20 protein-coding genes are annotated in these 23,726 nt (G+C 68.1%); 8 read left to right on the forward strand and 12 right to left on the reverse strand.

What is annotated here, in order from left to right:
* Window positions 1-52 precede the first annotated feature (52 nt).
* Window positions 53-388, forward strand: a complete 336-nt coding sequence (locus GRB96_RS15270; protein WP_161432917.1) for a Grx4 family monothiol glutaredoxin — start codon at window positions 53-55, stop codon at window positions 386-388.
* 148 nt (window positions 389-536) lie between these two features.
* Here the strand turns inward: GRB96_RS15270 and rnt are convergent, their stop codons facing one another.
* A complete protein-coding gene (rnt, locus tag GRB96_RS15275; RefSeq protein ID WP_161432918.1) occupies window positions 537-1,205 on the reverse strand; it encodes a ribonuclease T in 669 nt (222 codons plus the stop codon).
* A 172-nt stretch (window positions 1,206-1,377) separates the two neighbouring features.
* On the opposite strand from rnt, the gene GRB96_RS15280 reads away from it, so the two are divergent.
* Genes GRB96_RS15280 through GRB96_RS15290 form a run of 3 tightly spaced genes read left to right on the forward strand, consistent with a single transcriptional unit; the run spans window position 1,378 to window position 4,113 of the window.
* On the forward strand, window positions 1,378-2,598 hold the full coding sequence (locus GRB96_RS15280; protein ID WP_161432919.1) for an argininosuccinate synthase: 1,221 nt from the start codon (window positions 1,378-1,380) through the stop codon (window positions 2,596-2,598).
* A gap of 51 nt (window positions 2,599-2,649) precedes the next feature.
* A complete protein-coding gene (locus GRB96_RS15285; protein ID WP_161432920.1) occupies window positions 2,650-2,970 on the forward strand; it encodes an HlyU family transcriptional regulator in 321 nt (106 codons plus the stop codon).
* Between the two features lie 15 nt (window positions 2,971-2,985).
* Window positions 2,986-4,113 (forward strand): DUF294 nucleotidyltransferase-like domain-containing protein, encoded by a 1,128-nt coding sequence (locus GRB96_RS15290; RefSeq protein ID WP_161432921.1) that lies wholly within the window; start codon window positions 2,986-2,988, stop codon window positions 4,111-4,113.
* On the opposite strand, the gene GRB96_RS15295 is transcribed toward GRB96_RS15290, so the two are convergent.
* Genes GRB96_RS15295 through GRB96_RS15310 form a run of 4 tightly spaced genes read right to left on the reverse strand, consistent with a single transcriptional unit; the run spans window position 4,079 to window position 9,529 of the window.
* Window positions 4,079-6,847, reverse strand: coding sequence for a sensor histidine kinase (locus GRB96_RS15295; protein ID WP_161432922.1), 2,769 nt, complete (start codon window positions 6,845-6,847; stop codon window positions 4,079-4,081). The genes GRB96_RS15290 and GRB96_RS15295 overlap by 35 nt on opposite strands.
* A 3-nt stretch (window positions 6,848-6,850) precedes the next feature.
* Window positions 6,851-7,069, reverse strand: coding sequence for a hypothetical protein (locus GRB96_RS15300; RefSeq protein WP_161432923.1), 219 nt, complete (start codon window positions 7,067-7,069; stop codon window positions 6,851-6,853).
* A gap of 28 nt (window positions 7,070-7,097) precedes the next feature.
* Window positions 7,098-9,158 carry a 3'-5' exonuclease gene (locus tag GRB96_RS15305; RefSeq protein ID WP_161432924.1) on the reverse strand — a complete coding sequence of 687 codons (2,061 nt, stop codon included), beginning with the start codon at window positions 9,156-9,158 and terminating at the stop codon, window positions 7,098-7,100.
* Window positions 9,158-9,529 (reverse strand): response regulator transcription factor, encoded by a 372-nt coding sequence (locus tag GRB96_RS15310; protein WP_161432925.1) that lies wholly within the window; start codon window positions 9,527-9,529, stop codon window positions 9,158-9,160. Before GRB96_RS15310 ends, GRB96_RS15305 begins: the two co-directional genes overlap by 1 nt.
* 134 nt (window positions 9,530-9,663) lie before the next feature.
* On the opposite strand from GRB96_RS15310, the gene GRB96_RS15315 reads away from it, so the two are divergent.
* The 4 genes from GRB96_RS15315 to GRB96_RS15330 all read left to right on the forward strand — a co-directional run bounded on the left by GRB96_RS15315 (window position 9,664) and on the right by GRB96_RS15330 (window position 13,704).
* Entirely contained in the window at window positions 9,664-10,347 is a 684-nt protein-coding gene (locus tag GRB96_RS15315) for a glutathione S-transferase (protein ID WP_161432926.1), read from the forward strand.
* Between the two features lie 161 nt (window positions 10,348-10,508).
* Window positions 10,509-12,185, forward strand: coding sequence for a carbon starvation CstA family protein (locus GRB96_RS15320; RefSeq protein WP_161432927.1), 1,677 nt, complete (start codon window positions 10,509-10,511; stop codon window positions 12,183-12,185).
* Window positions 12,186-12,201: 16 nt separating this feature from the next.
* Window positions 12,202-12,504 carry a cory-CC-star protein gene (locus GRB96_RS15325; protein ID WP_023004431.1) on the forward strand — a complete coding sequence of 101 codons (303 nt, stop codon included), beginning with the start codon at window positions 12,202-12,204 and terminating at the stop codon, window positions 12,502-12,504.
* Window positions 12,505-12,696: 192 nt separating this feature from the next.
* Window positions 12,697-13,704: an ArsA family ATPase gene (locus GRB96_RS15330; RefSeq protein WP_161432928.1), complete on the forward strand. Its 1,008-nt coding sequence runs from the start codon at window positions 12,697-12,699 to the stop codon at window positions 13,702-13,704.
* Here the strand turns inward: GRB96_RS15330 and GRB96_RS15335 are convergent.
* From GRB96_RS15335 to GRB96_RS15365, 7 genes are all read right to left on the reverse strand, one after another.
* Window positions 13,701-14,450 (reverse strand): YdcF family protein, encoded by a 750-nt coding sequence (locus GRB96_RS15335; protein WP_161432929.1) that lies wholly within the window; start codon window positions 14,448-14,450, stop codon window positions 13,701-13,703. The genes GRB96_RS15330 and GRB96_RS15335 overlap by 4 nt on opposite strands.
* Window positions 14,451-14,532: 82 nt before the next feature.
* Window positions 14,533-15,168 (reverse strand): endonuclease III, encoded by a 636-nt coding sequence (nth, locus tag GRB96_RS15340; protein ID WP_161432930.1) that lies wholly within the window; start codon window positions 15,166-15,168, stop codon window positions 14,533-14,535.
* 161 nt (window positions 15,169-15,329) lie between these two features.
* Window positions 15,330-16,124, reverse strand: coding sequence for an RnfABCDGE type electron transport complex subunit B (locus GRB96_RS15345; protein ID WP_161432931.1), 795 nt, complete (start codon window positions 16,122-16,124; stop codon window positions 15,330-15,332).
* 6 nt (window positions 16,125-16,130) lie between these two features.
* A complete protein-coding gene (gene metG, locus GRB96_RS15350) occupies window positions 16,131-18,167 on the reverse strand; it encodes a methionine--tRNA ligase (protein WP_161432932.1) in 2,037 nt (678 codons plus the stop codon).
* Window positions 18,168-18,418: 251 nt separating this feature from the next.
* The gene (locus GRB96_RS15355; protein WP_161432933.1) at window positions 18,419-21,574 is read right to left on the reverse strand and encodes a transglycosylase domain-containing protein; all 3,156 of its coding nucleotides are present in this window, start codon (window positions 21,572-21,574) and stop codon (window positions 18,419-18,421) included.
* 87 nt (window positions 21,575-21,661) lie between these two features.
* Window positions 21,662-23,188 carry a tRNA uracil 4-sulfurtransferase ThiI gene (gene thiI, locus GRB96_RS15360; RefSeq protein WP_240894186.1) on the reverse strand — a complete coding sequence of 509 codons (1,527 nt, stop codon included), beginning with the start codon at window positions 23,186-23,188 and terminating at the stop codon, window positions 21,662-21,664.
* A gap of 82 nt (window positions 23,189-23,270) precedes the next feature.
* On the reverse strand, window positions 23,271-23,552 hold the full coding sequence (locus GRB96_RS15365) for a hypothetical protein (protein ID WP_161432934.1): 282 nt from the start codon (window positions 23,550-23,552) through the stop codon (window positions 23,271-23,273).
* Window positions 23,553-23,726: the final 174 nt, after the last annotated feature.

Genomic DNA, 23,726 nt, shown 5'->3' on the forward strand with positions numbered 1-23,726 from the left:
CCGAGCCGGCATTCGTGACCTCTGTTGTCCATTACATTCATAGGGAGACGCCATGAGCACCACCCTCGAGAACATCCAGCGCCAGATCGGCGAGAATCCGATCCTGATCTACATGAAGGGCACCCCGCAGCTGCCCCAGTGCGGCTTCTCCGCCCAGACCGTGCAGGCGCTGATGTCCTGCGGCGAGCGTTTCGCCTTCGTCAACATCCTGGACAACCCGGATATCCGTGCCGAGCTGCCCAAGTACGCCAACTGGCCCACCTTCCCGCAGCTGTGGGTCGAGGGCGAGCTGGTCGGTGGCTGCGACATCGTGCTGGAGATGCACCAGAACGGCGAGCTCGAGACGCTGATCAAGGAGACCGCCGCCAAGCACAAGGATGACGCCTGACCAGGCTTTGCCCGGAGCTTTCAGCTTTAAGCCATAAGCTTTAATAAGCAGGCCCGCCAGATATCTGGCGGGCCTGCTTCGTTTTGTATAGCACTGGAACGAAGGCAAACTGAGGCCGGCTTACGGCTTACGGCTTACGGCTTCCAGCCTACGGCTGCTCCTCCATTCCCTGTTCGCGCTGGGCCTGGGCCCAGCCGCCGATCTCCTTGTAGCGATTGACCATGGCGCAGAACAGCTCGGCGGTTCGCTCGGTGTCGTAGCGCGCCGAGTGGGCTTCACTGTTGCTGAACTCGATGCCGGCGGCGCGGCAGGCGCGGGCCAGCACGGTCTGGCCATACATCAGGCCGGCCAGGGAGGCGGTATCGAAGCTGGAGAAGGGGTGGAAGGGGTTGCGCTTGATGCCGCAGCGGTTCACCGCGGCGTTGAGGAAGCCGTGGTCGAAGGCCGAGTTGTGGCCGACCAGGATGGCACGGGTGCAGCCGTGGGCCTTGATCGACTTGCGCACCGGGCGAAAGATCTCGCCCAGCGCCTCGGCCTCGGAGACCGCCACCTGGCGGCGCAGGGGGTCGTCGAGATTGATGCCGGTGAAGTCCAGCGCCGACTGCTCGACACTGGCGCCCGCAAACGGCTCCACGTGGAAGGCGTAGGTGGACTCGGGAATCAGGTTGCCCTCGGCGTCCATGGTCAGGGTGACCGCGGCGATCTCGAGGATCGCGTTGCGCTCCGGGTTGAAGCCGCCGGTTTCCAGGTCCACCACCACCGGCAGGTAGCTGCGGAATCGCTGTGCCATCAGGTCGCGGGCGATCGCCTCGCTCATGCACCTCTCCTTCGTGTTTGGCCTTCGTGTCACGGGCAGGTCGGCCATGGCCCGGTCAGAATTCGCGCAGTCTAGCAGCTCGCTCCGGAGACGTCCCGCGGGGCGGTATTCGAGGCCCGGCTGGCGCGCTATACTGACGGCCTCTAGCGTTCATCAGAAAGGAGCTCCCCGAATGTCCGATGTCAAGAAGGTTGTGCTGGCCTATTCCGGCGGCCTGGACACCTCCGTAATCGTCAAGTGGTTGCAGGAAACCTACAACTGCGAGGTGGTGACCTTCACCGCCGACATCGGCCAGGGCGAGGAGGTGGAGCCGGCGCGTGCCAAGGCACAGGCGCTGGGCGTCAAGGAGATCTACATCGAGGACCTGCGCGAGGAGTTCGTGCGCGACTACGTCTACCCGATGTTCCGTGCCAACACCATCTACGAGGGCGAGTACCTGCTCGGCACCTCCATCGCGCGTCCGCTGATCGCCCGCCGCCTGATCGAGATCGCCAACCAGACCGGCGCCGACGCCATCTCCCACGGCGCCACCGGCAAGGGCAACGACCAGGTGCGCTTCGAGCTGGGCGCCTACGCGCTGAAGCCGGGCGTCAAGGTCATCGCCCCGTGGCGCGAGTGGGACCTGACCTCCCGCGAGAAGCTGATGGCCTACTGCCAGCAGCACGATATCCCGGTGGACTTCACCAGTCAGAAGAAGAAGTCTCCCTACTCCATGGACGCCAACCTGCTGCATATCTCCTACGAGGGCGGCATCCTCGAGGATCCCTGGGCCGAGGCCGAGGAGGACATGTGGCGCTGGAGCGTCTCGCCCGAGGCGGCACCGGACGCGCCCACCTATGTCGAGCTCACCTATGAGAAGGGCGACATCGTGGCCCTCGACGGCGTGCCGATGAAGCCCCATGAGGTGCTGGAGAAGCTCAACAAGCTGGGCGGTGACAATGGCATCGGGCGCCTCGACATCGTCGAGAACCGCTATGTGGGCATGAAGTCCCGCGGCTGCTACGAGACCCCGGGGGGCACCATCATGCTCAGGGCCCACCGCGCCATCGAGTCGCTGACCCTGGACCGCGAGGAGGCCCACCTCAAGGACCAGCTGATGCCCAAGTATGCCGAGGTGATCTACAACGGCTACTGGTGGAGCCCGGAGCGTCGCATGCTGCAGGCCGCCATCGACGAGACCCAGAAGAACGTCTCCGGCGTGGTGCGTCTCAAGCTCTACAAGGGCAACGTCATCGTCGCCGGCCGCCAGTCCAAGCAGTCACTCTTCGACGAGTCCATCGCGACCTTCGAGGATGATGCCGGCGCCTACGACCAGAAGGATGCCGAGGGCTTCATCAAGCTCAATGCCCTGCGCCTGCGCATCGCCGCCGGCAAGGGCCGCCAGCAGGATTGATGCCGCTGCGGGGCACTCTCAGGGTGCCCCGCCGGCACAAGGAGCCTCACCATGTTCAAGAAGCTTCTCTCCGGACTGTTCGGTGCCGGCGATGACGATGCCACACCAGGCAACGCGCCGCCTGCCGAGCCGGTGGAGTACAACGGCTACCTGATCATCTCCGAGCCGGCCAAGCAGGGCGGCCAGTATCGTGTCAGCGGCTGGATCCGCCGGCCGCTGACCGGCGACGGCGAGGAGGAGGAGGACGAGGTGCTCGAGCATCGCTTCGAGCGCTCGGACATGGTGCCCGGCCGCGAGGCCTGCGACGAGCTGATGATCAGCAAGGCGCAACGCTTCATCGACGAGATGGGCGACGACATGTTCGCCCGATAGAGTCCGTCGAGAGCCGTGCGCTTCCTGCATCGTGCCTCACCGTGGCGGGAGCTGTTCGCCGGGGATTCCCCGCCGGATCCCGCCACCCTGCCTGACCTGCTCGCGCCGCTGCGCGAGGCCCTGGCAAGCCTGGGCCCCCATCCCGACCTCGCCGATGCCCACGCCTGGCAGTCCACCCTGGTGGAGGCCCTGGTGCGTCTCGACCTGCCTGGCTGGCGCATCGCCCAGCTGATCAGCGACCACAACGCCTGGCTCTATCGGCGTGCCATCCGCCTCGCCGAGATCGAGATGCGTGGCCAGGGGTGGGGGGCACCGCCGGTAGGCTACTGCGTGCTGGTGCTGGGCTCCGGTGGGCGCCACGAGAGCCTGCTGGCCCCGGACCAGGACAATGCCATGATCATCGACGACTATCCGGATGCCCGGCACGTCGAGATCGACGGCTACTTCCAGTCACTGGGCGAGCGCTTTACCGCGCGGCTCGATGCGGCGGGCATCCCGTTGTGCCAGGGCCATGTCATGGCGCGCTGGCCGATGTGGCGCAAGCGCCTCTCGGAGTGGCAGCGCCAGCTCGAGATATGGAGCGCCGAGCGGCGTGTGAAGCGGGTGCAGCAGGCCAATATCCTGCTCGACTTCACCCCGGTGCACGGTGACGAGGGCCTCGCCGAGGGACTGCGTGACTGGGTAGCCGAGCGTCTGCCCGCCGCGGGGCTCTTCCTCGACGAGATGGCCGCGCTGCTCGACGAGCAGCCGGTAGCCCTGGATCGCTTCGGCAGGCTGGCCGGTTCGCTGGAGGGGGCGCCCCACGAGCGGGCCCTCAACCTCAAGCACCAGGCGCTGCTGCCGCTGGTTGCCGCGGTGCGCCTGCTGGCACTGCGCCACGGCGTGCGCGAGACCGATACCCGGCGGCGTCTCGTCGCCCTGGTTGCTCGACAGGCCATCGACACCGCGACCTGCCGGGCACTCACCGCCGCCCACGGTCGTCTGCAGGGGCTGCTTTTGAGCGAGCAGCGCCGCAACCTGGCCGCCGGACGCGCCGCGGACGGCTGGGTGGATGTCGCGCACCTGGGCGAGGACCAGCACCTGCTGCTGCGCCACGACCTGCAGCAGATCAGGTCACTGCAGAAGCGGGCTCGCCGCCCGTAGCCGGGGGCGCCTCCGGGAGCTCCATGATCAGGCAGGCACCGCCCAGGTGGGGGGCCTCCTCTACCCATAGCCGCCCGCCCAGGTGGGCGACGATGCCGCGGCTGATGGGTAGGCCGAGGCCGCTGCCCCGGGGCCGGCCGCGTCGCTTGTCCGGCGCCTCCTCGGGGCGCTGGATCTGGTGGAACTTCTCGAATACCCGCTCGCGTTCCTGCGCATCGATGCCGGGGCCGTTGTCCTCCACCGCCAGGCGGTAGTGGGTCTTGTGGCGTGCCAGGCTCAGGCGCACCCGGGGCCTTGCCTCGTCGGCGAACTTGCCGGCGTTGTCGAGCAGGTTGATGATCACCTGCTCGAGGCGGTCCGGGTCGCCGATCACCGGCGCCTCCTCGAGCTCGATCGCCACCTCCAGCGCCACGCCACGATCTTCCTGCATATGGTGCACCGCATCCACGCTGTGGCGGGCCAGCGCCACCAGATCCAGTCGCTGGGGATTCAGGGTAAGGCGCCCGCTCTCCAGGCGCGCCAGGTCGAGGATCTCCTCGATCAGCCGCGACAGGCGCTGGCTCTCCTTGACCACCACGTCGAGGAAGTGGAGGCGCTTCTCCTCGGGCAGCTCGCCGCTGTCGCGCAGGATCTCGGCGAAGGCGCGGATCGAGGTGAGCGGGGTGCGCAGCTCATGGCTGACCATGGCCACGAACTCGTCCTTGAGCCGGTCGAGCTCGCGCAGGCGTTCGTTGGCGGCGCGCAGCTCCTCGCTGGCCTGGGCCAGTTCGCTGGACTTCTGCTCCAGGCGGCGGTTGATCTCCAGGGTCTCGGAAGTGGTGTCGAGGATGCTGAGGATCGACTCCAGGTCCAGCGCCTCGCCGCGCACCACCGAGTTGATCAGCACCCGCGCCGAGGCGTTGCCCAGCGCCCCGGAGAGTGCCTGCTCGGCACGGGCGATCTGGTTCGGGCTCGCGGGCGCGGCGGCGTCCTCTTCCTCGCGCGACGTGGCGTCGGCGAAGACCCGGGCGGTAGCGCCCGTGCCCAGATAACGGTCGAGCAGCGCGCGCAGCTCGCCGCGGGTGGTCTGGCCATGCCATAGCGAGGTCTGCAGCAGGTGGGGGTGCATCGCCTCGGCGAACAGTGCCGCCTGGGTCTGCTCCAGCGGCGACTGCCGACTGAACAGCGAGACACCGACCAGCAGGCCGAGGTTGGCGGTCAGGCTCCACAGCAGCGAGTGGGTGTAGATGTCCCAGCCCTCCAGGCCGAACAGCGCGTAGGGGCGCAGCCAGGCGATGCCGAAGGGGCCCTGCTCGAGGAAGCCGGCGTCCAGCCAGCCGGACTGGGCGAAACCGGGTATCAGCAGCGTCCAGGCCCATACTAGGGTGCCGGCGATCAGCCCCAGGGCGGCGCCGCGACGATGGGCACCGCGCCAGTACATGCCGACCAGCATGGCCGGAGCGAACTGGCAGGCGGCGGCGAAGGAGACCAGGCCGATGGTTACCAGGCTGTAGGCGTCGCCGACCAGGGCGTGGTAGAGGTAGCCCATCAGCAGGATCAGCACGATGGCCACGCGGCGGATGCCCAGCAGCCAGCCGGCCAGCTCGCCGCTGGCGCTGCGGTGCAGGCGCCGGGTGCGCAGCAGCAGGGGCATGATCAGCTGGTTGCTGACCATGGTGGAGAGGGCAATGGTCTCGACGATCACCATGCTGGTGGCCGCCGAGAGGCCGCCGATGAAGACCAGCAGCGGCAGGCCCTGGAGGTCCGCCGAGAGCGGCAGGGTGAGCACGAAGCTGTCGGGGTCGGCATCGCCCATCAGCAGCAGCCCGGCCATGGCGATGGGGATCACGAACAGGTTGATGGCCAGCAGGTAGAGCGGGAAGAGCCAGCTGGCGCGGGCCAGGTGGCGCTCGTCGACGTTCTCGACCACCAGCACCTGGAACTGGCGGGGCAGGGTGAGGAAGGCGAGGAAGGCCAGCACCAGCATGCCCACCCAGCCGGTGGCGCCGCCGGGCACGGCATCCAGCCCCAGTCGCTCGGCCAGCTCGGGCGTGGCGGCGACCCGGGCGAAGAGGTCGCCGGGACCCTGGAAGAGCACGAAGACGGTAAATACCCCCACCGAGAGGAAGGCCACCAGCTTGACCAGCGACTCGAAGGCGATGGCCGCCACCATGCCCTCGTGGCGCTCGCTGGCGTCCAGATGGCGGGTACCGAAGAGGATGATGAACACCGCCAGTACCAAGGCCACCCAGAACGACTTGTCGAGCCAGAAGGGCTCGTCGGCCAGGCGCAGGTCGGCGGCCTGGGGATAGTTGACCAGCACCGCGTGGCTGACGGTGATCGCCTTGAGCTGCAGGGCGATATAGGGCGTGATGCCGATCAGCGCGATCAGCGCCACCAGCGCGCCCAGGCTCGAGCTCTTGCCGTAGCGGGCGCTGATGAAGTCGGCGATGGAGGTGATCCGCTGGGCGCCGGCGATGCGCACCATCTTGCGGATCAGGAAGGGGGCCATCAGCATCGCCAGGGTCGGGCCCAGGTAGATCAGCAGGAAGCTGGGGCCGAACTGGGCGGCCCGCCCCACGCTGCCATAGAAGGTCCAGGCGGTGCAGTAGACGGCGATGGAGAGCGCATAGACGTTGGGCGAGCCGATCAGCGAGCGGCCCTGCTCGGCGCGGCGGTCGCCCCAGGCGGCGATCAGGAACAGCAGTGCCAGGTAGCCGAAGGCGACGCCAAGCACCACGAGATCGCTGCGCATGGCCTACTCCTCGGGTGGCGGTCGATGCGTGGGGGCCGCCGGGTGCTCCATCAGCCAGGCGGCCAGGCCGATCACCATGCCCCAGGCGGCGAACAGGTAGAGCGGCAGCCAGGAGATCGCCGCGGCGCGGTCCGGCACCAGCACCAGCGGTGGCGTGAACAGCAGCGCGGCGAGCACGATCAGTGCCAGCAGCCGTTCGCGGCGGCGCGGGGCGCTCAGCATGGCCCGCCCCTGGTGTCAGTGGTGGCGATCATGAGGCGCAGGCGTCCTCCTTGTTGAGGGCGCTGTTCTGCAGGGCCAGCGCCTTCTCCAGAGTATCGATGCCGCGGGCCTCGAGGCGCGGCAGCAGCGAGAGCCAGAGTTCGGCGGTGACTCGGGCGTCGCCCAGGGCGGTGTGCCGGGTGCCGGGCGGGAAGGCGAGGTCGTAGCGCTCGGCCAGGGTGTCGAGGTCGTGGCCGTCGAGGCTGGCATCGAGCGCCCGGGAGATCAGCAGGGTGTCGAGCACCGGCATGTCCAGCTCGATGCCGGCCCCCGGCGGCTGCAGGGCCAGCAGGTCGAAGGCGGCATTGTGGGCCAGGATCACCGCATCCCCCACGTAGTCGCGGAAGCGCGGCAGGGCCACCGAGAGGGGCGGGGCGCCGGCCACCGCATCGTCGGTGATGCCGTGGATGGCGGTGCTGGCCGGCGGGATCGGCTTGCCCGGATCGACGTAGAGATCGAAGGTCTCGCTGGCCAGCAGGCGGGCGTTGACGATGCGACAGGCGCCGATGCTGATCACGGTATCCCCGCGGCGCAGCTCCAGGCCGGTGGTCTCGGTGTCGAACGCGACGACCTCCAGGGCGCGCAGCGGGCGCGCAGCGAGCTCGGCATCGGGGGCCGGCAGGTCGGCGATGCCGAAGTCGTGGAACTCGGGGCGTGGCGGGGTCGCCGGAAGTGGCGCACCGACGCGTTCGGTGGCCGGCAGGGGCAGGCGCAGGCGGGCATGCTCGCCGTCGTCATCGGCCAGGCTCCAGGCGTCGCTGGCGTGCTGACGCAGCACGTCGGCCACCCGTGGGTTGAGGGGCAGTGACTCCAGATGCTGCTGCTGCCACTCGCCGAGGCAGCGCTCGGAGAGCGGCGCACCCCGCCAGATCAGGTCTAGGTAGACCCGCTTGTTGCCCAGGCAAACCTCGCCCTCCAGGGGTGTCTCGCCCAGCTTCGCCTCCAGGGTATCGAGCAGCGAGCCAAGCAGCACCAGCAGGGCGCTGGCGTCGCCCTTGAGCCAGGCCGGCATGCCCACGGCGGTGACCTGGCGCTCGGCGGGGCGACGTTCGTTGAGGCTGGCCCAGAGGTCGTTGGACCACAGCGGGATCAGGCGTTCGCCCTCCTGCTGCATGCGCTCGACCAGCGAGGCGAGGCCCTCGATGTCCTCGCCCAGGCCCTGACTCTCCTCATGGATCACCCTCTCCAGCCGGCGGCGCATCTCCCCGGCCCCTTCGGGCAGGGCGGAGAGGGCATCGGCGGCGCTGGTCAGGCTGGCGCCGTGGCGGCGCAGGCGGGGCAGGCCGTCGAGCAGTTCGGCCCGGGCACCCATCTCGCTGGTCCAGGCGGCAGTGGTGTCGGTGAGCGTGAGCAGGGTCTCGCCATGGCTGCCGGGCACCCGGCGCAGCATGGCGCGCAGCCAGCGTTCGCCGCTGGGGACGAGCACCTCACGCGGGGCGCCATTGGCGGGAAGCTGGCGCAGGGCGTCCTGCAGGCTCGTGGCCGGCAGCAGGGTCTCGAGTCGCTTGCCCAGCCCCAGGCTGGCATGGTCCTCGAACAGTGCCTCGGCGGCCTGGTTGAAGAGCAGGATGCGACGATGGTGGTCGCACAGCAGCAGCGGGGTGTCGAGCACCTGCAGCAGCGTCTCCAGCTCCTGGCGGATACGCGCGGCGCTGCGGGCCCCCTCGGCGTGGGCAGTGGCCAGGCGCGAGCGATCGCTGCGCCACGCCTCGCGCACCCGCACCAGGTCGGGCCCGAGGGCACGCAACCAGCCTTCGGGCGGGTAGTCGTCACGGGCATCGGGGTTGGCCACCAGCCGCGCCAGTTGCACCTGAAGGTGGCGCAGCGGGGTGAACAATTGGCGCTCCAGCAGCAGGCCGACCAGGAAGATGGTTCCGCCGCCGGAGAAGCAACCCGCCCACAGCACCAGCCGGGCGAAGCCCTGGGGCTGGAAGAGGGTGTCGAGCCACAGGGCGAAGGTGGCGCCGCCGAAGATGCTGATGCCGCTGAGCAGCAGCCACAGGCCGATGAGGCGCTGGCGGCGGGGCAGGCCGGAGGGTCGACGCGCCATCAGGACACCTCGGCGAGCAGGGACTTGACCTTCTCCACCAGCGCCTGGGTGGAGAAGGGCTTGGTGACATAGTCGTCGGCACCCAGCGCCAGGCCCTTTTCGCGCTCCACCTCACGGCCGTGGGCGGTGAGCATGATGATCGGCAGGCGGGCGTGGGTCGGGTCGCCGCGCAGGCGCTCGAGGACATCGAAGCCGCTGATGCCGGGCAGGCTGATATCCAGCAGCACCAGGTCCGGTGGACCCTCCTCGACGCGCGCCAGGGCGCTCTCGCCATCCTCGGCGGTGACTACCTCGAAGCCGGCCTGCTGCATGAGGAACTCCAGCGACAGGACGATATTGGGTTCATCGTCCACCACCAGCACCTTGGCCATGACGCACTCCTGTTATTTATCGTCGTTGTTGCGGTCAGTCTAAGTGGCCGCCGATGGCCGGGCAAAGACGACCTTGGCAGGAGTCGTTGTGTGCTGCGTGCTAGGGTGACCCCATGGACAACCGGGAGAGTCGCATGATCGAAGTACACCATCTGGAGAATTCCCGCTCGCAGCGGGTCGTATGGCTGCTCGAGGAGCTGGGTGTCGAGTTCGAGATCGTGACCCATCGGCGCGACCCCCAGACCCTGCTGGCCCCAGACACCCTGCGCGAGCTGCACCCGCTCGGCAAGTCGCCGCTGATCCAGGATCGCAGTCGCAGTGAGCGTGTGCTGGCCGAGTCGGGGGCGATCCTCGACTACCTGGTCGAGCATCACGACCCCGAGGGTCGGCTGGTGCCGCCCGGCGGCAGCGAAGCCTTCGAGCGCTACCGCTTCTGGATGCACCACGCCGAGGGCTCGGCGATGCCCCCGCTGGTGATGCGGCTAGTGTTCTCGCGGCTCGGCCAGCCGCCGGTGCCGGCTCTGGCGCGGCCGCTGGGCAGGCTGTTTGCGCGCGGGGTCGAGCAGCAGTACCTGGGACCGGAGATCCGCCGCCTGGTGGCGTTCTGGGAGGATGAGCTGGCCCGCGGGCCCTGGTTCGCCGGCGAGGCGTTCAGTGTCGCCGATATCCAGATGAGCTTCCCGGTGCTGGCCCTGGCCAGCCGGGGCGGCCTGGAGGGCTACCTGAACCTGCAGGCCTTCCTCGCGGCGTGCCGCGAGCGCGAGGCCTATCAACGCACGGTGGCGCGTATCGGCGAGTTCGGCCTCCACGCCACCTGATGCCATCCGATTCGATGGTTCTAATACTTTCGTCGCGAAAGTGGTGATTAGCCAGCGAAGCGCATGGACGCGAAGGTAACAAGGTTAGACCATTGTCTGCAGGGTCCCGTACCGAGGCCTTGCATCCTGTTCAACCCACACCCACCTGCTAGGAGTGTGCCATGAGTGCCATTCTCGTCCTGGTCCTGGGTCTTGCCGCGATGGCGGCCGGGTACTTCCTGTACTCGAAGTTCATCGCCGAGAAGATCTACCGACTGGACCCCGACTTCAAGACGCCCGCCCACGAGTTCGAAGATGGCGTCGACTTCGTGCCCACCAACCGCTATGTGCTGTGGGGCCACCACTTCACCTCCGTGGCCGGCGCCGCCCCCATCGTGGGGCCCGCCATCGCGGTGATCTGGGGCTGGGTACCTGCCTTCCTGTGGGTGGTGCTGGGCACCGTGTTCTTCGCCGGGGTGCATGATTCCGGTGCCATCTGGGCCAGCGTGCGCAACAAGGCCAAGTCGGTCGGTGCCCTGACCGGCGATGTGGTCGGCAAGCGAGCGCGCAGCATCTTCATGATCGTCATCTTCCTGGTGCTGCTGATGGTCAACGCGGTGTTCGCCGTGGTGATCGCCGGCCTGATGATGAACTTCTCAAGCGCCGTGGTCCCGGTGTGGGGCGCCATCCTGGTGGCCCTGGTGATCGGCCAGATGATCTATCGCCGCAAGATGAGCCTGCCGATGGTCTCCATCGTCGGCGTCGTCGCGCTCTATGCGCTGATCGGCATTGGTCCCTCGGTGCCCCTGCAGATGCCGGCGGAAGTCGCAGGTGTCTCGGGTAACGCCATCTGGATCCTGCTGCTGTTTGGCTATGCCGCCATCGCCTCGCTGCTGCCGGTGTGGGTGCTGTTGCAACCGCGTGACTACATCAACGGCCTGCAGCTGTTTGTCGGCCTGATCGTGCTCTACGGTGCCATCCTGCTGCTCAACCCGAGCATGATCGCCCCGGCCTTCAACGACAACGTGCCGGCCGGCACGCCATCGCTGCTGCCGCTGCTGTTCGTGACCATCGCCTGCGGTGCGATTTCCGGCTTCCATGGCCTGGTCTCCTCCGGCACCACCTCCAAGCAGCTCAACAAGGAAACCGACGCCCGCTTCGTCGGCTACTTCGGTGCCGTGGGTGAGGGCATGCTGGCGCTGGCCGCCATCCTCGCCGCGACCGCCGGCTTCGCCAGCCTCGCCGACTGGGAGGCGATGTACACCGCCTTCGGTCAGGGTGGCGTCAACGCCTTCGTCGAGGGTGGCGCCTTCATCATCCACAACGGCCTGGGCCTGCCCGAAGCCACCGCGGCGACCCTGCTCACCGTGATGGCGGCGCTGTTCGCCGGCACCACTATGGATACCGGCCTGCGCCTGCAGCGCTACATCTTCCAGGAGTGGGGCGAGATCTATAATCAGCAGTGGATGAAGAAGCCCGCGGTGGCCACCCTGCTGGCGGTGGGCAGCTGCCTGCTGCTGGCCTTCGGTGCCGGCGGTGCGGATGGTTCCGGTGGCCTGATCATCTGGCCGCTGTTCGGTACCACCAACCAGCTGCTGGCCGGCCTGACCCTGCTGGTGGTCACGGTGATGCTGGTGCGCCTGGGTCGCCCGATGTGGTACACCCTGGCCCCGCTGGCCTTCCTGCTGGTGATGACCATCGCCGCGTTGCTGATCCAGCTGCGCACCTTCTTCGACCAGGGCAACTACTTCCTGCTGGGCCTGGATATCGTGGTACTGGTGGCCGCGATCCTGGTGGCGCTGGAGTGTGTCTCTGCGCTCAAGCGGCTGCGCAACGAGGCGCCTGCCAAGCAGGAGTGAACGCAAGGAGAGAAGGATGAGCGACGACCGACACGAGGGTCGTGAGGCTCGTCTCGAACGGATTCGGGCCTGGCTTAGCCAGGCCCGTTTCTTCGCGGAGGAGGTCTACTCCTCCCCCTATCGGGGCGCGATAGCCCGTGCCCGGCGAGACGAGGACGACCTCTTCATGCTGCTGGTGTTCTCCGAGATGATGGGAGTTCCCAATCCGGCGGCCTACTACACCCTGGAGCTGCAGCCCCTGCTGCTGGAGCGTTTCCATGACTGGCACCGCCGCATGGGCATGGAGCGTTCGCCGCTGGATCATTTCAAGTGTTGCTGAACAGAATCAGCAGCAGGCTTCGACCGAGGAGCGCCGGGGATATCTCGTAGGGGAGGTCCTTCGCCATGGATGGCGTCGGTAGCGCCCAGGGAGGGGTTCACAGCGCCTCCCCGAAGAGATGTCACCGGTATAGCTCCGAGGGCCTGAATCGCTCTGTATTGGCGGCCCTTAGTTGATAGCCACTGGAGTCATATGAAACAGTTACTGGAAAAGCGCCTGCTCTGGGTGGGCGGCAAGGGCGGGGTCGGCAAGACCACCGTGGCCGCGGCCCTGGCGGTGCTCGCCGCCCGACGCGGTAAGCGCGTGCTGGTGGTCTCCACCGACCCGGCCCACAGCCTCGGCGATGTGTTCGACCGCGAGCTGGCCGACACGCCCCGGCGGTTGCTGCCCAACCTCGATGCCATGGAGATCGACCCCGATGCCGAGGTGGAGGCCCACCTGGCCCGGGTCACCTCTCAGATGCGGCGCTACGCGGCGCCGGAGATGATGGCCGAGCTGGAGCGCCAGATGCGCCTGACCCGGCTGTCGCCGGGGACCCAGGAGGCGGCGTTGCTCGAGCGGCTGGCGCGGATCATCACCGATGACGAGGCCGACTGGGACCTGATCATCTTCGATACCGCGCCCACCGGCCATACCTTGCGGCTGCTGACCCTGCCCGAAGCCATGGCGGCCTGGACCGATGGCCTGCTGGCGCATAACCGCAAGTCCGAGGAGCTGGGCAAGGTGCTCTCACACCTGACGCCCAAGCGCGGCCGCGACGTGGCGAGCCCCTTCGATGATCCGAAGGAGAACGAGCTGGCCGACCTGGACGACAAGACCCGCGATGTGGCGAAGACCCTGATCGATCGCCGGCGCCTCTTCCACCAGGCGCGGCGACGCATCGAGAACGCCGAGGAGAGCGGCTTCCTCTTCGTGCTGACGCCGGAACGGCTGCCGATCCTCGAGACCGCCCGGGCCGTGGCGACCCTGGAGGAGGCCCATGTCCCGGTAGCCGGAACCCTGGTCAACCGGGTCATTCCGCCGGAGGCCGATGGCGACTTCCTCAACGCTCGCCGCGAACAGGAGGCCACCTACCTGGCACGTATCGACGAGGAGCTGGGTCACCTGCCGCGCCCGCGGCTACCCTGGCTGCCCACCGACGTGCAGGGCATCGAGATCCTCGAGCAGTTGGCGGAACGCCTCGAGGCCGAGGGCTTCTAGCGGGTCGGCAGCTGGGTCTTGAGCCAGCTGACCCCGCGACCCAGCCACTCGTGCAGGGCGCGGGTGCTCTGGTTGAGGTGGTAGGCGCGCGGGATCCAGGCATGCAGGCCCGGCGGCGGGGCGCTGGCAAACTCGGTGGGTGCCGCGACCACCTCCAGGCCCGCCCCCTCGAACTCCGCGCTCGCCCGGGGCAGGTGCCAGGCCTGGGAGACCAGCGCGACGCGCTCGATCCCCGCCGCCTCCAGCATGGCGGCGCTGAAGCGCGCATTCTCCGCGGTGTTGCGGCTCTCGCCCTCCAGCCAGCGTACCGGCACCCCGAACACCTCACGCAGTGCCGCGGCCATCAGGCTGGCCTCGGCGCTGTGTTCGTCATGGACGCGACCGCCGCTGACCAGGATCGGCCAGTCGCTGCCACGCTGCAGCCAGGCGCCATAGGCCAGGCGTCGCCAGGTGGGATTGCTGGGGGCGTCGCCCCAGCCGAACTCGGGGCTCTGGTAGTCGCGGCCGCCGCCGAGGATGACGATGGCCCCCTCGCCACGCAGGGCCGCTGGGCCAGAGAGCGGCGGCGGTTCCAGCCCCTGGCGCAGGGCGTGGCTCGCTATCGGGGTGGCGAGCACCAGCAGGCTGGCCAGCCCCAGGGCGATCAGCAGTCCGCCTGTCAGCCGTCGGGCGCCGGCAGCGAGGCCGGCGAGGATCAGCAGGGCGTTGATGACCGGCGGCAGCAGGAGGTATTTCAGCGCTTCCATGTAGTGAACTCGTCGGGGCCTGCCGCCAGTCAATCAGGCTATAAGGGTCGATGCCAGCCTTCAGTCGTCAACGGCTGCCCGGCTACAGCTCGGTCTTCTCCTTGAACTCGCAGAGATCCTCGATCACGCAGCTGCCGCAGCGGGGCTTGCGTGCCACGCAGGTGTAGCGGCCATGCAGGATCAGCCAGTGGTGGGCATCCTGGCGAAACTCCTTCGGCACATGGCGCAGCAGCTTCTTCTCCACCTCGACCACATCCTTGCCGCGGGCGATGCCGGTGCGGTTGGAGACCCGGAAGATATGGGTGTCCACGGCGATGGTGGGCTGGCCGAAGGCGGTGTTGAGGATCACATTGGCGGTCTTGCGCCCCACGCCAGGCAGTGCCTCGAGGGCGGCCCGGGTCTCGGGCACCTGGCCGCCATGCTTCTCCACCAGCAGGTGGCAGGTCTTCATCAGGTTCTCGGCCTTGGTGTTGTAGAGGCCGATGGTCTTGATGTGTTCCTTGAGCCCCTCGAGGCCGAGCTCGATGATCGCCTGGGGGGTGTTGGCGACGGGGAAGAGCCGGGCCGTGGCCTTGTTGACACCCACATCGGTGGCCTGGGCGGAGAGCAGCACCGCGGCGAGCAGCTCGAAGGGTGTCTCCCAGTTGAGCTCGGTGGTGGGCTCGGGGTTGTGTTCGCGCAGCCGCGCGAAGATCTCGTAGCGTTTCTGGGCGTTCATTTCAGTCCCTGGCAGGAGCGAGGGGCGCCGGGGACAGGCCGAAGAGGAGGTCCTACGCCAGGGATGGCGTCGGTAGCGTACAGGGATGTATTCACAGCGCCTCCTCGCAGGCCTGTCGCCGGATCAGCCCCAAGCGGTGAAGTCGGGAAAGTGTCATCGGATCATTCGGACGTGCCTGCTTGCTCCAGCGCGCCTCTGGCCTCGGCGAGCAGCCGCTCGGCCTCGGGGAGCTGGGCGCGGGCGGTGGCTTCTGCCTCGGCGTCACCGTGACGCCGGGCGCTCTCCAGCTGCTGCTGCACACGCTTGACGGCCTGTTCGGCGGCCTTGAGGGCCATCTGACGCTGGCGCTTCACGACCACGTTCCCGGGAGTGGCAGCAGCTCCTGTGCTGTCGGCGCGCCGGCGTTGCTGCATCAAACGCTTCTGGCGCTCCAGGCGCTTGTCGCGGGCCTCCCGTGCCAGACGCGCCTGGCGGGCACGGTGGCGGCGGCGCCCCAGCTCGGCACGCTGCGCCAGGTAGGCGTCGCGCTCGGCGTCGGTCTCGGCGGCCTGCCAGGCGGGATGGGGCACCAGGTCGATGCAGTCCACCGGGCAGGGCGCCACGCACAGCTCGCAGCCGGTGCACTCATCAACGATCACCGTATGCATGCGCTTGGCCGCGCCGAGGATGGCGTCCACCGGGCAGGCCTGGATGCACTTGGTGCAGCCGATGCACTCCGCCTCGCGGATCACCGCGGCCAGCGGCAGCTGGGCGGGCTCCGCAAGGGGCTGCACGGGCTGGCCGGTCAGCTCGGCCAGCCGGGCGAGGGTGAGCTCGCCACCGGGCGGGCAGCGGTTGATGGGCTCGCCGTCGGCGATCGCCTCGGCATACGGCAGGCAGCCATCGAAGCCGCACTTGCCGCACTGGGTCTGGGGCAGCAGGGTATCGATGGCCTCGATCAGGTCACGGCGACTCACGGTGGCTCAGGTCACCCGCTGGCCGGGCTCGGCGCCGGTGTCCGGCGAGAGCAGGTAGATACCCTCGTCGTTGGCCGAGGCCAGCACCATGCCTTCGGAGACACCGAAGCGCATCTTGCGCGGCGCCAGGTTGGCGACCATCACGGTGAGTCGGCCCTCCAGCGCCTCGGGGGCGTAGGCGGCGCGGATGCCGGAGAAGACCGTACGGCTCTCGCCGCCCAGGTCCAGGGTCAGCTTGAGCAGCTTGTCAGCGCCCTCGACGTATTCCGCCTTGGCGATGCGGGCGATGCGCAGATCCACCTTGATGAAGTCGTCGAAGGAGACCACTGGGGCGATCGGCTCGTCGGCTAGGGGCCCCTTGGGGGTCTCCTTGAGTTTCTGTTCTTCCACCAGGTCCTCCTTGGACGCCTCGATCATGGCGTCGATCTTCTCCCGCTCCACGCGGGTCATCAGCGGCTTGAACTTGGCGATCTCGTGGTTCAGCAGCATCTCGTGGCGGCTATGCCAGTCCAGCGACTCGAGCTTGAGGAAGTCGCGGGCGCCCTCGGCCATGGCCGGCACCACCGGAGCCAGATAGACCATCAGCTGGCGGAACAGGTTGATGCCCACCGAGCAGATATCCAGCACCTCCTGCTCGCGCCCCTCCTGCTTGGCCAGCACCCAGGGCTCGGCCTCGGCGATATAGGTGTTGGCCTCGTCGGCCAGCTCCATCACCAGGCGCATGGCGCGGCCGAACTCGCGAATCTCGAACTGCTCGGCGATCTCGTCGCCGGCACTGATGAAGCGGGCCACCAGCTCCGGTTCGGCGCAGTGAGCCGAGAGCTTGCCGCCACCCAGCTTCTTGACGAAGCCGGCACAGCGGCTGGCGATGTTGACCACCTTGCCGACCAGGTCGCTGTTGACCCGGGCGGCGAAGTCCTCGAGGTTGAGGTCCAGGTCGTCGACCCGGGAGGTGAGCTTGGCGGCGAAGTAGTAGCGCAGGTACTCCGGGTTCAGGTGGTCCGCGTAGGTGGCGGCCTTGATGAAGGTGCCCCGGGACTTGGACATCTTGGCGCCGTTGACGGTGACGAAGCCGTGGCAGTTGACCGCCGTGGGGGTACGGAAGTCGGCGCCATGCAGCATCGCCGGCCAGAATAGGGCGTGGAAGTAGACGATGTCCTTGCCGATGAAGTGGTAGACCTCGGCGTCGCTGTCCTTATTCCAGTAGCTGTCGAAGTCGATGCCTTCGCGATCGCAGAGGTTCCTGAAGCTGGCCAGGTAGCCGATCGGTGCGTCGAGCCAGACGTAGAAGTACTTGCCCGGGGCGTCGGGGATCTCGAAGCCGAAGTAGGGGGCGTCGCGGGAGATGTCCCACTCGTTGAAGCCGGCCTCGAACCATTCCATCAGCTTGTTGCGGATCTGCGGCTGGACGTGGCCGTCGTTGATCCAGCGGTGCATGAAGTCGGCGAAATCGGGCAGCTTGAAGAAGTAGTGGGTGGAGCCGCGGACCTCTGGGGTGGCGCCGGAGATTGCCGACACCGGGTCGATCAGGTCGGCCGGGGTATAGGTGGCGCCGCACGCCTCGCAGTTGTCGCCATACTGGTCGTCGGCCTTGCACTTGGGGCAGGTGCCCTTGATGAAGCGGTCGGCCAGGAACAGTCCCTTCACCGGATCGTACATCTGCTCGATGTCACGGGTGGCGATATGCCCCTTGTCGCGCAGGCGGGTGTAGATCAGTTCGCTGAAGTAGCGGTTCTCTTCCGAGTGGGTCGAGTGATAGTTGTCGAAGGCCACGCCGAAGGTGGCGAAGTCCGCCTGGTGCTCGCGGCTGACGCGGTCGATCAGCGCCTCGGAGGTGATGCCCTCCTGTTCGGCGCGCAGCATGATGGCGGTGCCATGGGCGTCATCGGCGCATACGTAGTGGCACTGTTGGCCGCGGCTCTTCTGGAAACGCACCCAGATGTCGGTCTGGATGTACTCGAGCAGGTGGCCGAGGTGGATGGCGCCGTTGGCGTAGGGCAGGGCGCTGGTGACCAGGATCTTGCGCGTGGCGTTCGTCGACATATCGGCTCTTGAATCCCAGGAAAATCAGACGCTCGATTGTAGCCGGGATGGCGCCTGACTGCACCCGGAAGGCTGGGTCAGGCAGTGCTATCGAAGATAGCTTGTAGCTTGGGGCTGATCTGGCGACAAGCCTTCGAGGAGGCGCTGTGAACCCCTCCCTGGGCGCTACCGACGCCATCCCTGGCGTAGGACCTCCTCTCCGGCTTGTCCCCAGCGCCCGTGGTTACTGTAACTACGATTGTCCTGTTCCTTCAGGAGGCGTCGTTGGGCTGGCGGGTGTCGTCGGCCATCAGCGGTTCGGATGGCGAGCCGGGGCGGCAGCGGTTCTGTTCTCCCGGGATGAGGTAGGGGGTGAGCAGGGGGGCCATGCCCTTGAGTACCTGTACCGGCAGTGCCGAGGTGAAAGAAAAGTTTGCGGCGTCGCTGCCGGGGACATAGGCAGTGAGGGTGCCGAAGTGGTTGTCGCCCAGGTGGAAGACGAAGGTGGCGGTGCGGCTGCGCGCCTCGGAGTGGATCACCTGGCCCGAGGCGGTGACGGTCTGGAAGCGGTTGTCGCCGGTGCCGGTCTTGCCGCCCGCGGCGAGCGGAGTGCCGTCCTCCAGGGCAAAGCTACCCTGCAGGCGCCGCGCGGTGCCGCCCTCGACTACCTGTCCCAGGGCGCGGCGCAGGGTGGCGGCCACCTCCGGCGCCATGACCCGCTGTGCGCGGGAGGCGTCGGCCACGAAGCGGGTCTCGTAGGGGGTATCGGCGGCGAAGTGCAGCGAGTCGATTCGCCGGGTGGGCAGGCGTATGCCGTCGTTGAGGATGATGCCGACCAGCTCGGCCAGGGCGGCGGGGCGGTCGCCGGAGCTGCCCAGCGCCGTGGCCAGCGAGGGCACCAGGTGGGCGAAGGGGTAGCCCAGCCGCTCCCAGCGGCGCTGGATCTCGGTGAAGGCTTCCGTCTCGAGCATGGTGCGGATGCGGGAATCCCGGGCCCCGCGGTGGCGGGTTCGGAACAGCCAGCCGTAGACCTCCTGGCGCGCTTCGCGGCTGGCCCGCTCGGCATCCGCGTAGTCGGCGTCGGGGCGATCGATGAGAAAGCCCACCAGCCACAGCTCCAGCGGGTGTACCCCGGCGATATAGCCCTGGTCGGAGAGGCTGAGGGTGCTGGGGTCGCTGCGCTCGTGCAGAGCGGTAAGGTCGAGGTCGAGCCGCCGCCGGTCGTCCAGGCGCTCGGCGAGGAAGGCGGTCAAGGCGATGGAGTCACCTTCGGGGTAGAGGTAGCGGAAAACCGCGGCCAGGCGGCGGGCATCGGGCTTGAGGCCGCCGAGCAGGGCCTCCTGGCGTGCGCTGGTGTCGAGGTGGCGGTATTTGCGCCAGAAGCGCTGCAGGAAGACGCGCCCCTCGCGGTCGGCGAAGCTCGCCAGGTAGTCGAGGCGGCGCGGATCATCATCGTCCTCCAGCAGGCGCCGGCGATCCGCTTCCTGATGAATGGTGAATTGCACCAGGTCGCGCATCAGGCGCACGAAGGGGAGGTTCAGCGACTCGCGCAGCGCCTCCTCCAGGGTCGGTCGGCGGCGGTCGTCCCGGCGGCTGAAGTTGCTGAAGGTGTGGCGTCCGCCGCCGGTGAAGAAGGCCTCGTGGGGGCTGGCGGAGTAGCGGCGTTGCATGGCGGTTTCGAGCAGCTCGGCCAGGCTGATCTCCGGTCTAGCGACCAGGCTGTCGATCAAGAAGCGGCGGATGGCATCCTGGCGATCCACCGGCAGGGCGCGCAGGGTCTCGGCCGGCTGGCCGGCATGCTGGGCATGGAGCTCGGCGACGATCTCCAGGTAGCTGGCCAGCACGCGCAGCTTGGCGGTGGAGCCGAGCTCGAGCTTGCTGCCCTGGTTGAGGTCGAAGGGCTGGTCGTCGTTGTCGGTCTGCACGCGGACATCGAAGCCCGCCTCGCCGCGCTCCAGCAGGGTGAAGCTGTAGCGCACGGCGGCGGCGCTGTCGGCATCCAGCAGGCGTTCGCCGACCAGCCCCTGGGCGGCGGCGAACTCGGGGTCGGCGAGCCTGTGGAGGTGCTCGGTGACGGCCGCCTGCAACTCGGCATCGAGAGTGGTGGTGGCCGAGAGGTCGAGGCGGTCCAGTTCCTGCAGCGAGACGCCCAGCAGCCCCGCCAGGCGGGTGCGGGCGACCTGCAGCGTCTTGCCGGCCTCGACACGCGGGCGAATGGGGTCCAGGGCGAAGTCGCGGAACTCAAGTCGCTGGGCCCGGGCGACATCCCGAAGCGCAGGGGAGATCACGCCATGCTCGGCCAGCAGCCCGAGGTAGCTGTCGGTCATTGCCTCGAGGGACTCTCGCCCGGCATTGAGATAACCGCTGGGGCGCCGCTGGGCGATCATCAGCGCCAGGGTGCGACGCAGGGCCTGGCCGTGGGCCGCGGTGGGCGGCGCGGCGGCGGGCGCCTGGTGCAGCAGGCGGTTGGTGGCGGCGAAGTCGGCACCGAACCACGCCCAGAGGGCATCGCCCAGGCCGTGCACCTCACCGCTGCTGGGCACGGCGGCGAGTGGCACCGTATTGAGGTAGTCCAGGGCGATATCGCGGCGCGTGCTGAGGGTCTCGGGGCCGTTGCGGTAGCTGCGCACGCTGGCCGAGACCATCTGGCGGAGCTTCTCGGTGGGCGAGTGGGTCAGGCCTCCGGGGGAGTGGCGGTACTTCTCGATCTGGGTGGCCAGGGTGCTGCCGCCGGCGGACTGGCCGGGCAAGTCCAGCGCCTGGCCCACCTGGGAGAGGGCCGCGCGAGCGAAGCGTGGCCAGTCCACCGCGGGGTTGGCGTGGGGGCTCTCGCTGTCCAGCAGGCCGCGGTTCTCGATGAACAGCAGCATCGCCAGTGCCACGGGCGGGATGGACTCGAAGTCGGGATAGTGACGCTCTGGATGGCGAAAGTGGTAGAGCGGCTCGCCGCTGCAGGTAGCGAGGTCGAGCCCGGCCCGGGTCTTCTCGCGATAGGGCGGGAACAAGCCGCGCTGGGTATAGCGCATCAGCGCCGGTGAGAAGCGCGCCTGCTGCTCGATGGCGAAGTCACTCTGCAGCAGCCGGCGCTGGAAATCGGCCAGGCGGGTGTAGCCGAGGCGTGCGTCGAAGGGGCCGTGTGCCGGTGGTTGCCAGCGCTCGCTGGGCCCGGGGGCCAGCGCATAGGTGAGCTGGCCGGCATAGCGTGAGAGTTCGCGGGCCTGCCACTCCGAGGAGCGCACCTCGGCCACCACCAGGCCCGCCACGGCGGTACCGACCAGGGCGAGGACGAGCAGCAGCCAGGGCCATAGCCGGCGCCGCCGGACCTCGCGAGGCTCGGGCAGGCGTGGCGGCCGCGGCCAGCCGTCGTCGAGCAGTATCTCGCCATTTCCGGCGTCTCTGGATGGGGCCTGACGCCTGCGCCTGACCATCGTCTCGCTCCCGGAGTGCCCCTTCGTGTAACGAAAGGTATCTTTCCCTCCAGCGTAGACGCTCCCCCGCCAGGTGAAGCGGCAAATTCAACGCGCCGAGGACGCGAGGTAGACCCCGAAATGGGTGAGGCCGCGATCATGCAGATGCAGGGCCTGCATGCGACTCATCACCCCCTGGTCGCAGTAGAGGAAGTAGTGGCGGTCATCCGGCAGTTGCGGGGCGCGCTGCTGGAGCTCATAGAAGGGAATCTCCAGACGCCGTCCCGTTGGCAGGGTGAGCGGGGCCGCCTCTCGCTCCCCCTCGGGGCGGATATCGATGACGCTGACGTCCTCGCCCTCCCGGGCCTCGAGAACCTCGTCTTTGGTCTGGGCAGCAGCTGCGGCGCCAGGGGACTCGGCGAGACGGTCGATGCGGGTGATCTCGGCGGCGTCGACGGCGGCATCGAGCACCGCGAAGTCGAAGCCGGCCTCGGCCGCGGCGATCTGGTCACGGCGAGCACGGGTGTGGGGGCGGCGCGAGATCACCCCGCAGTACTCCGGCATGCTCTCGGCGAAGCGTGCGGTGTCGATCTCTCGGGCCTGGGTGATGATGGTCTGCTTGTCATCGGTCAACAGCGGGCGCAGCAGCGGCAGCTCGCTGGCATCGTCGATCAGCGCCAGATTGGTCAGGGTCTGGCTGGAGACCTGAGCGATGGCGTCGCCGGTGACCAGCGCCGGCACCCGGTGGCGGCGCGCGATGCGCGAGGCGGCGCGCACCATCATGCGCTTGAGCACCACGCCCATCATGCCGTCGGGCACCCGGCGCAGGATCTCGCCGACCACCGGCTCGAAGGGGACCGAGATGAAGTTGACCCGGTGCGATGCGCTGTAGCGCTGCCAGAGGTGGTGGGTCACCTCGCGTACGCCGCGCTCATGCTCGGGGCCGCCGAGGTTGAAGAACAGGAAGTGGGTCTTGATGCCGCGGCGGATCATCCGCCAGGCGGCCACCGGCGAATCGTAGCCGCCGGAGATCAGTGCCATGGCCTGTCCCTGCAGACCGAGGGGGTAGCCGCCGAGGCCCGGCAGGCGGCGGTCGATCAGGCGCAGCCGTTGATCCACGACCTCCACCGTCACCTTCACCTCGGGGTGCGTCAGATCGACGCGGGCATCGGGGGCGGCGGCCAGCAGTGCCGCGCCGAGATGGCGCTCCAGATCCTCCGAGGAGAAGTCGTGGCGGCCTCGCCGCTTGGCCGAAACGCGAAATCGCCGCCCGGTGACATGGGCCTGCCAGCGCGGCACGACCTGGGCGGTGATCTCGTCCAGATCGCTGAAATCGACCTCGCGCACCTCCTGTACTTCCTGAACGCCGGGCATCCGCGTAAGGCGGGCCTCCACCTCGTCGACCAGCGCCGCGCCGGCACTTACTGGCAGCGAGACCCGCAGCAGGTCCCAGCCATCGCGTACTGCGATGCGTCGATCCAGCGGCTTCAGGGTATTACGCACGTTGGCGGCGAGGCAGCGGGTCATGTGTCGGCGCACGGAGCGCGACTTGATGGTGATCTCGGGAAACAGCTTGAGCAGGTAGTACATGGTGGCGAGGGCTGTACAGCTCCAGTAAAAACAAGGTTTTACCATTCTACCATAGCCGCAGTGCCCGGACACGACGACGCCCGGACGGCGCCGGGCGTCGTGGGTGCCGCTGTCGAGCGGGGAGGGCTCAGTAGAGCGCCTGCTCCTCGCCAACCACCTCGCGCAGCAGCTCGAGGAACAGCTTGTCTGCCTCGGAGTGCTCGGCGGGCTCCTCCGGGATATGCACGCTGGTGGTGTCTGAGATCTCGTTGGCGATTCGCGCCATGACCGCCTCGGAATGGCCCTCCGGCAGGTGGCGGCGAGCGATCTCCAGCGACTGCTCGAGAATCTTGGGGTCCTGCAGCAGCTTCTTGATGAAGCCCCGCAACTCATTGATAACGCGCGTCTTCTGGATTTCCGATGAGGACATGGCGTGCTCCTTGTGATGACCGACCGTGTCGATGGCCGAGACGATAGCACGTTTGCCCGCGCGGGGAGAGGCCCCGCGGTACCTGTAAGCTTTGTCCTACATCAGAAAAGCACAATCTCCTAAAGGAGTCTGTGCAATTGTGCTGGACAATGCTACGCCCCGCGTTACACTAAA

It is taken from the genome of Halomonas alimentaria (genome assembly GCF_009902005.1).
Classification (GTDB): Bacteria; Pseudomonadota; Gammaproteobacteria; order Pseudomonadales; family Halomonadaceae; genus Halomonas; species Halomonas alimentaria.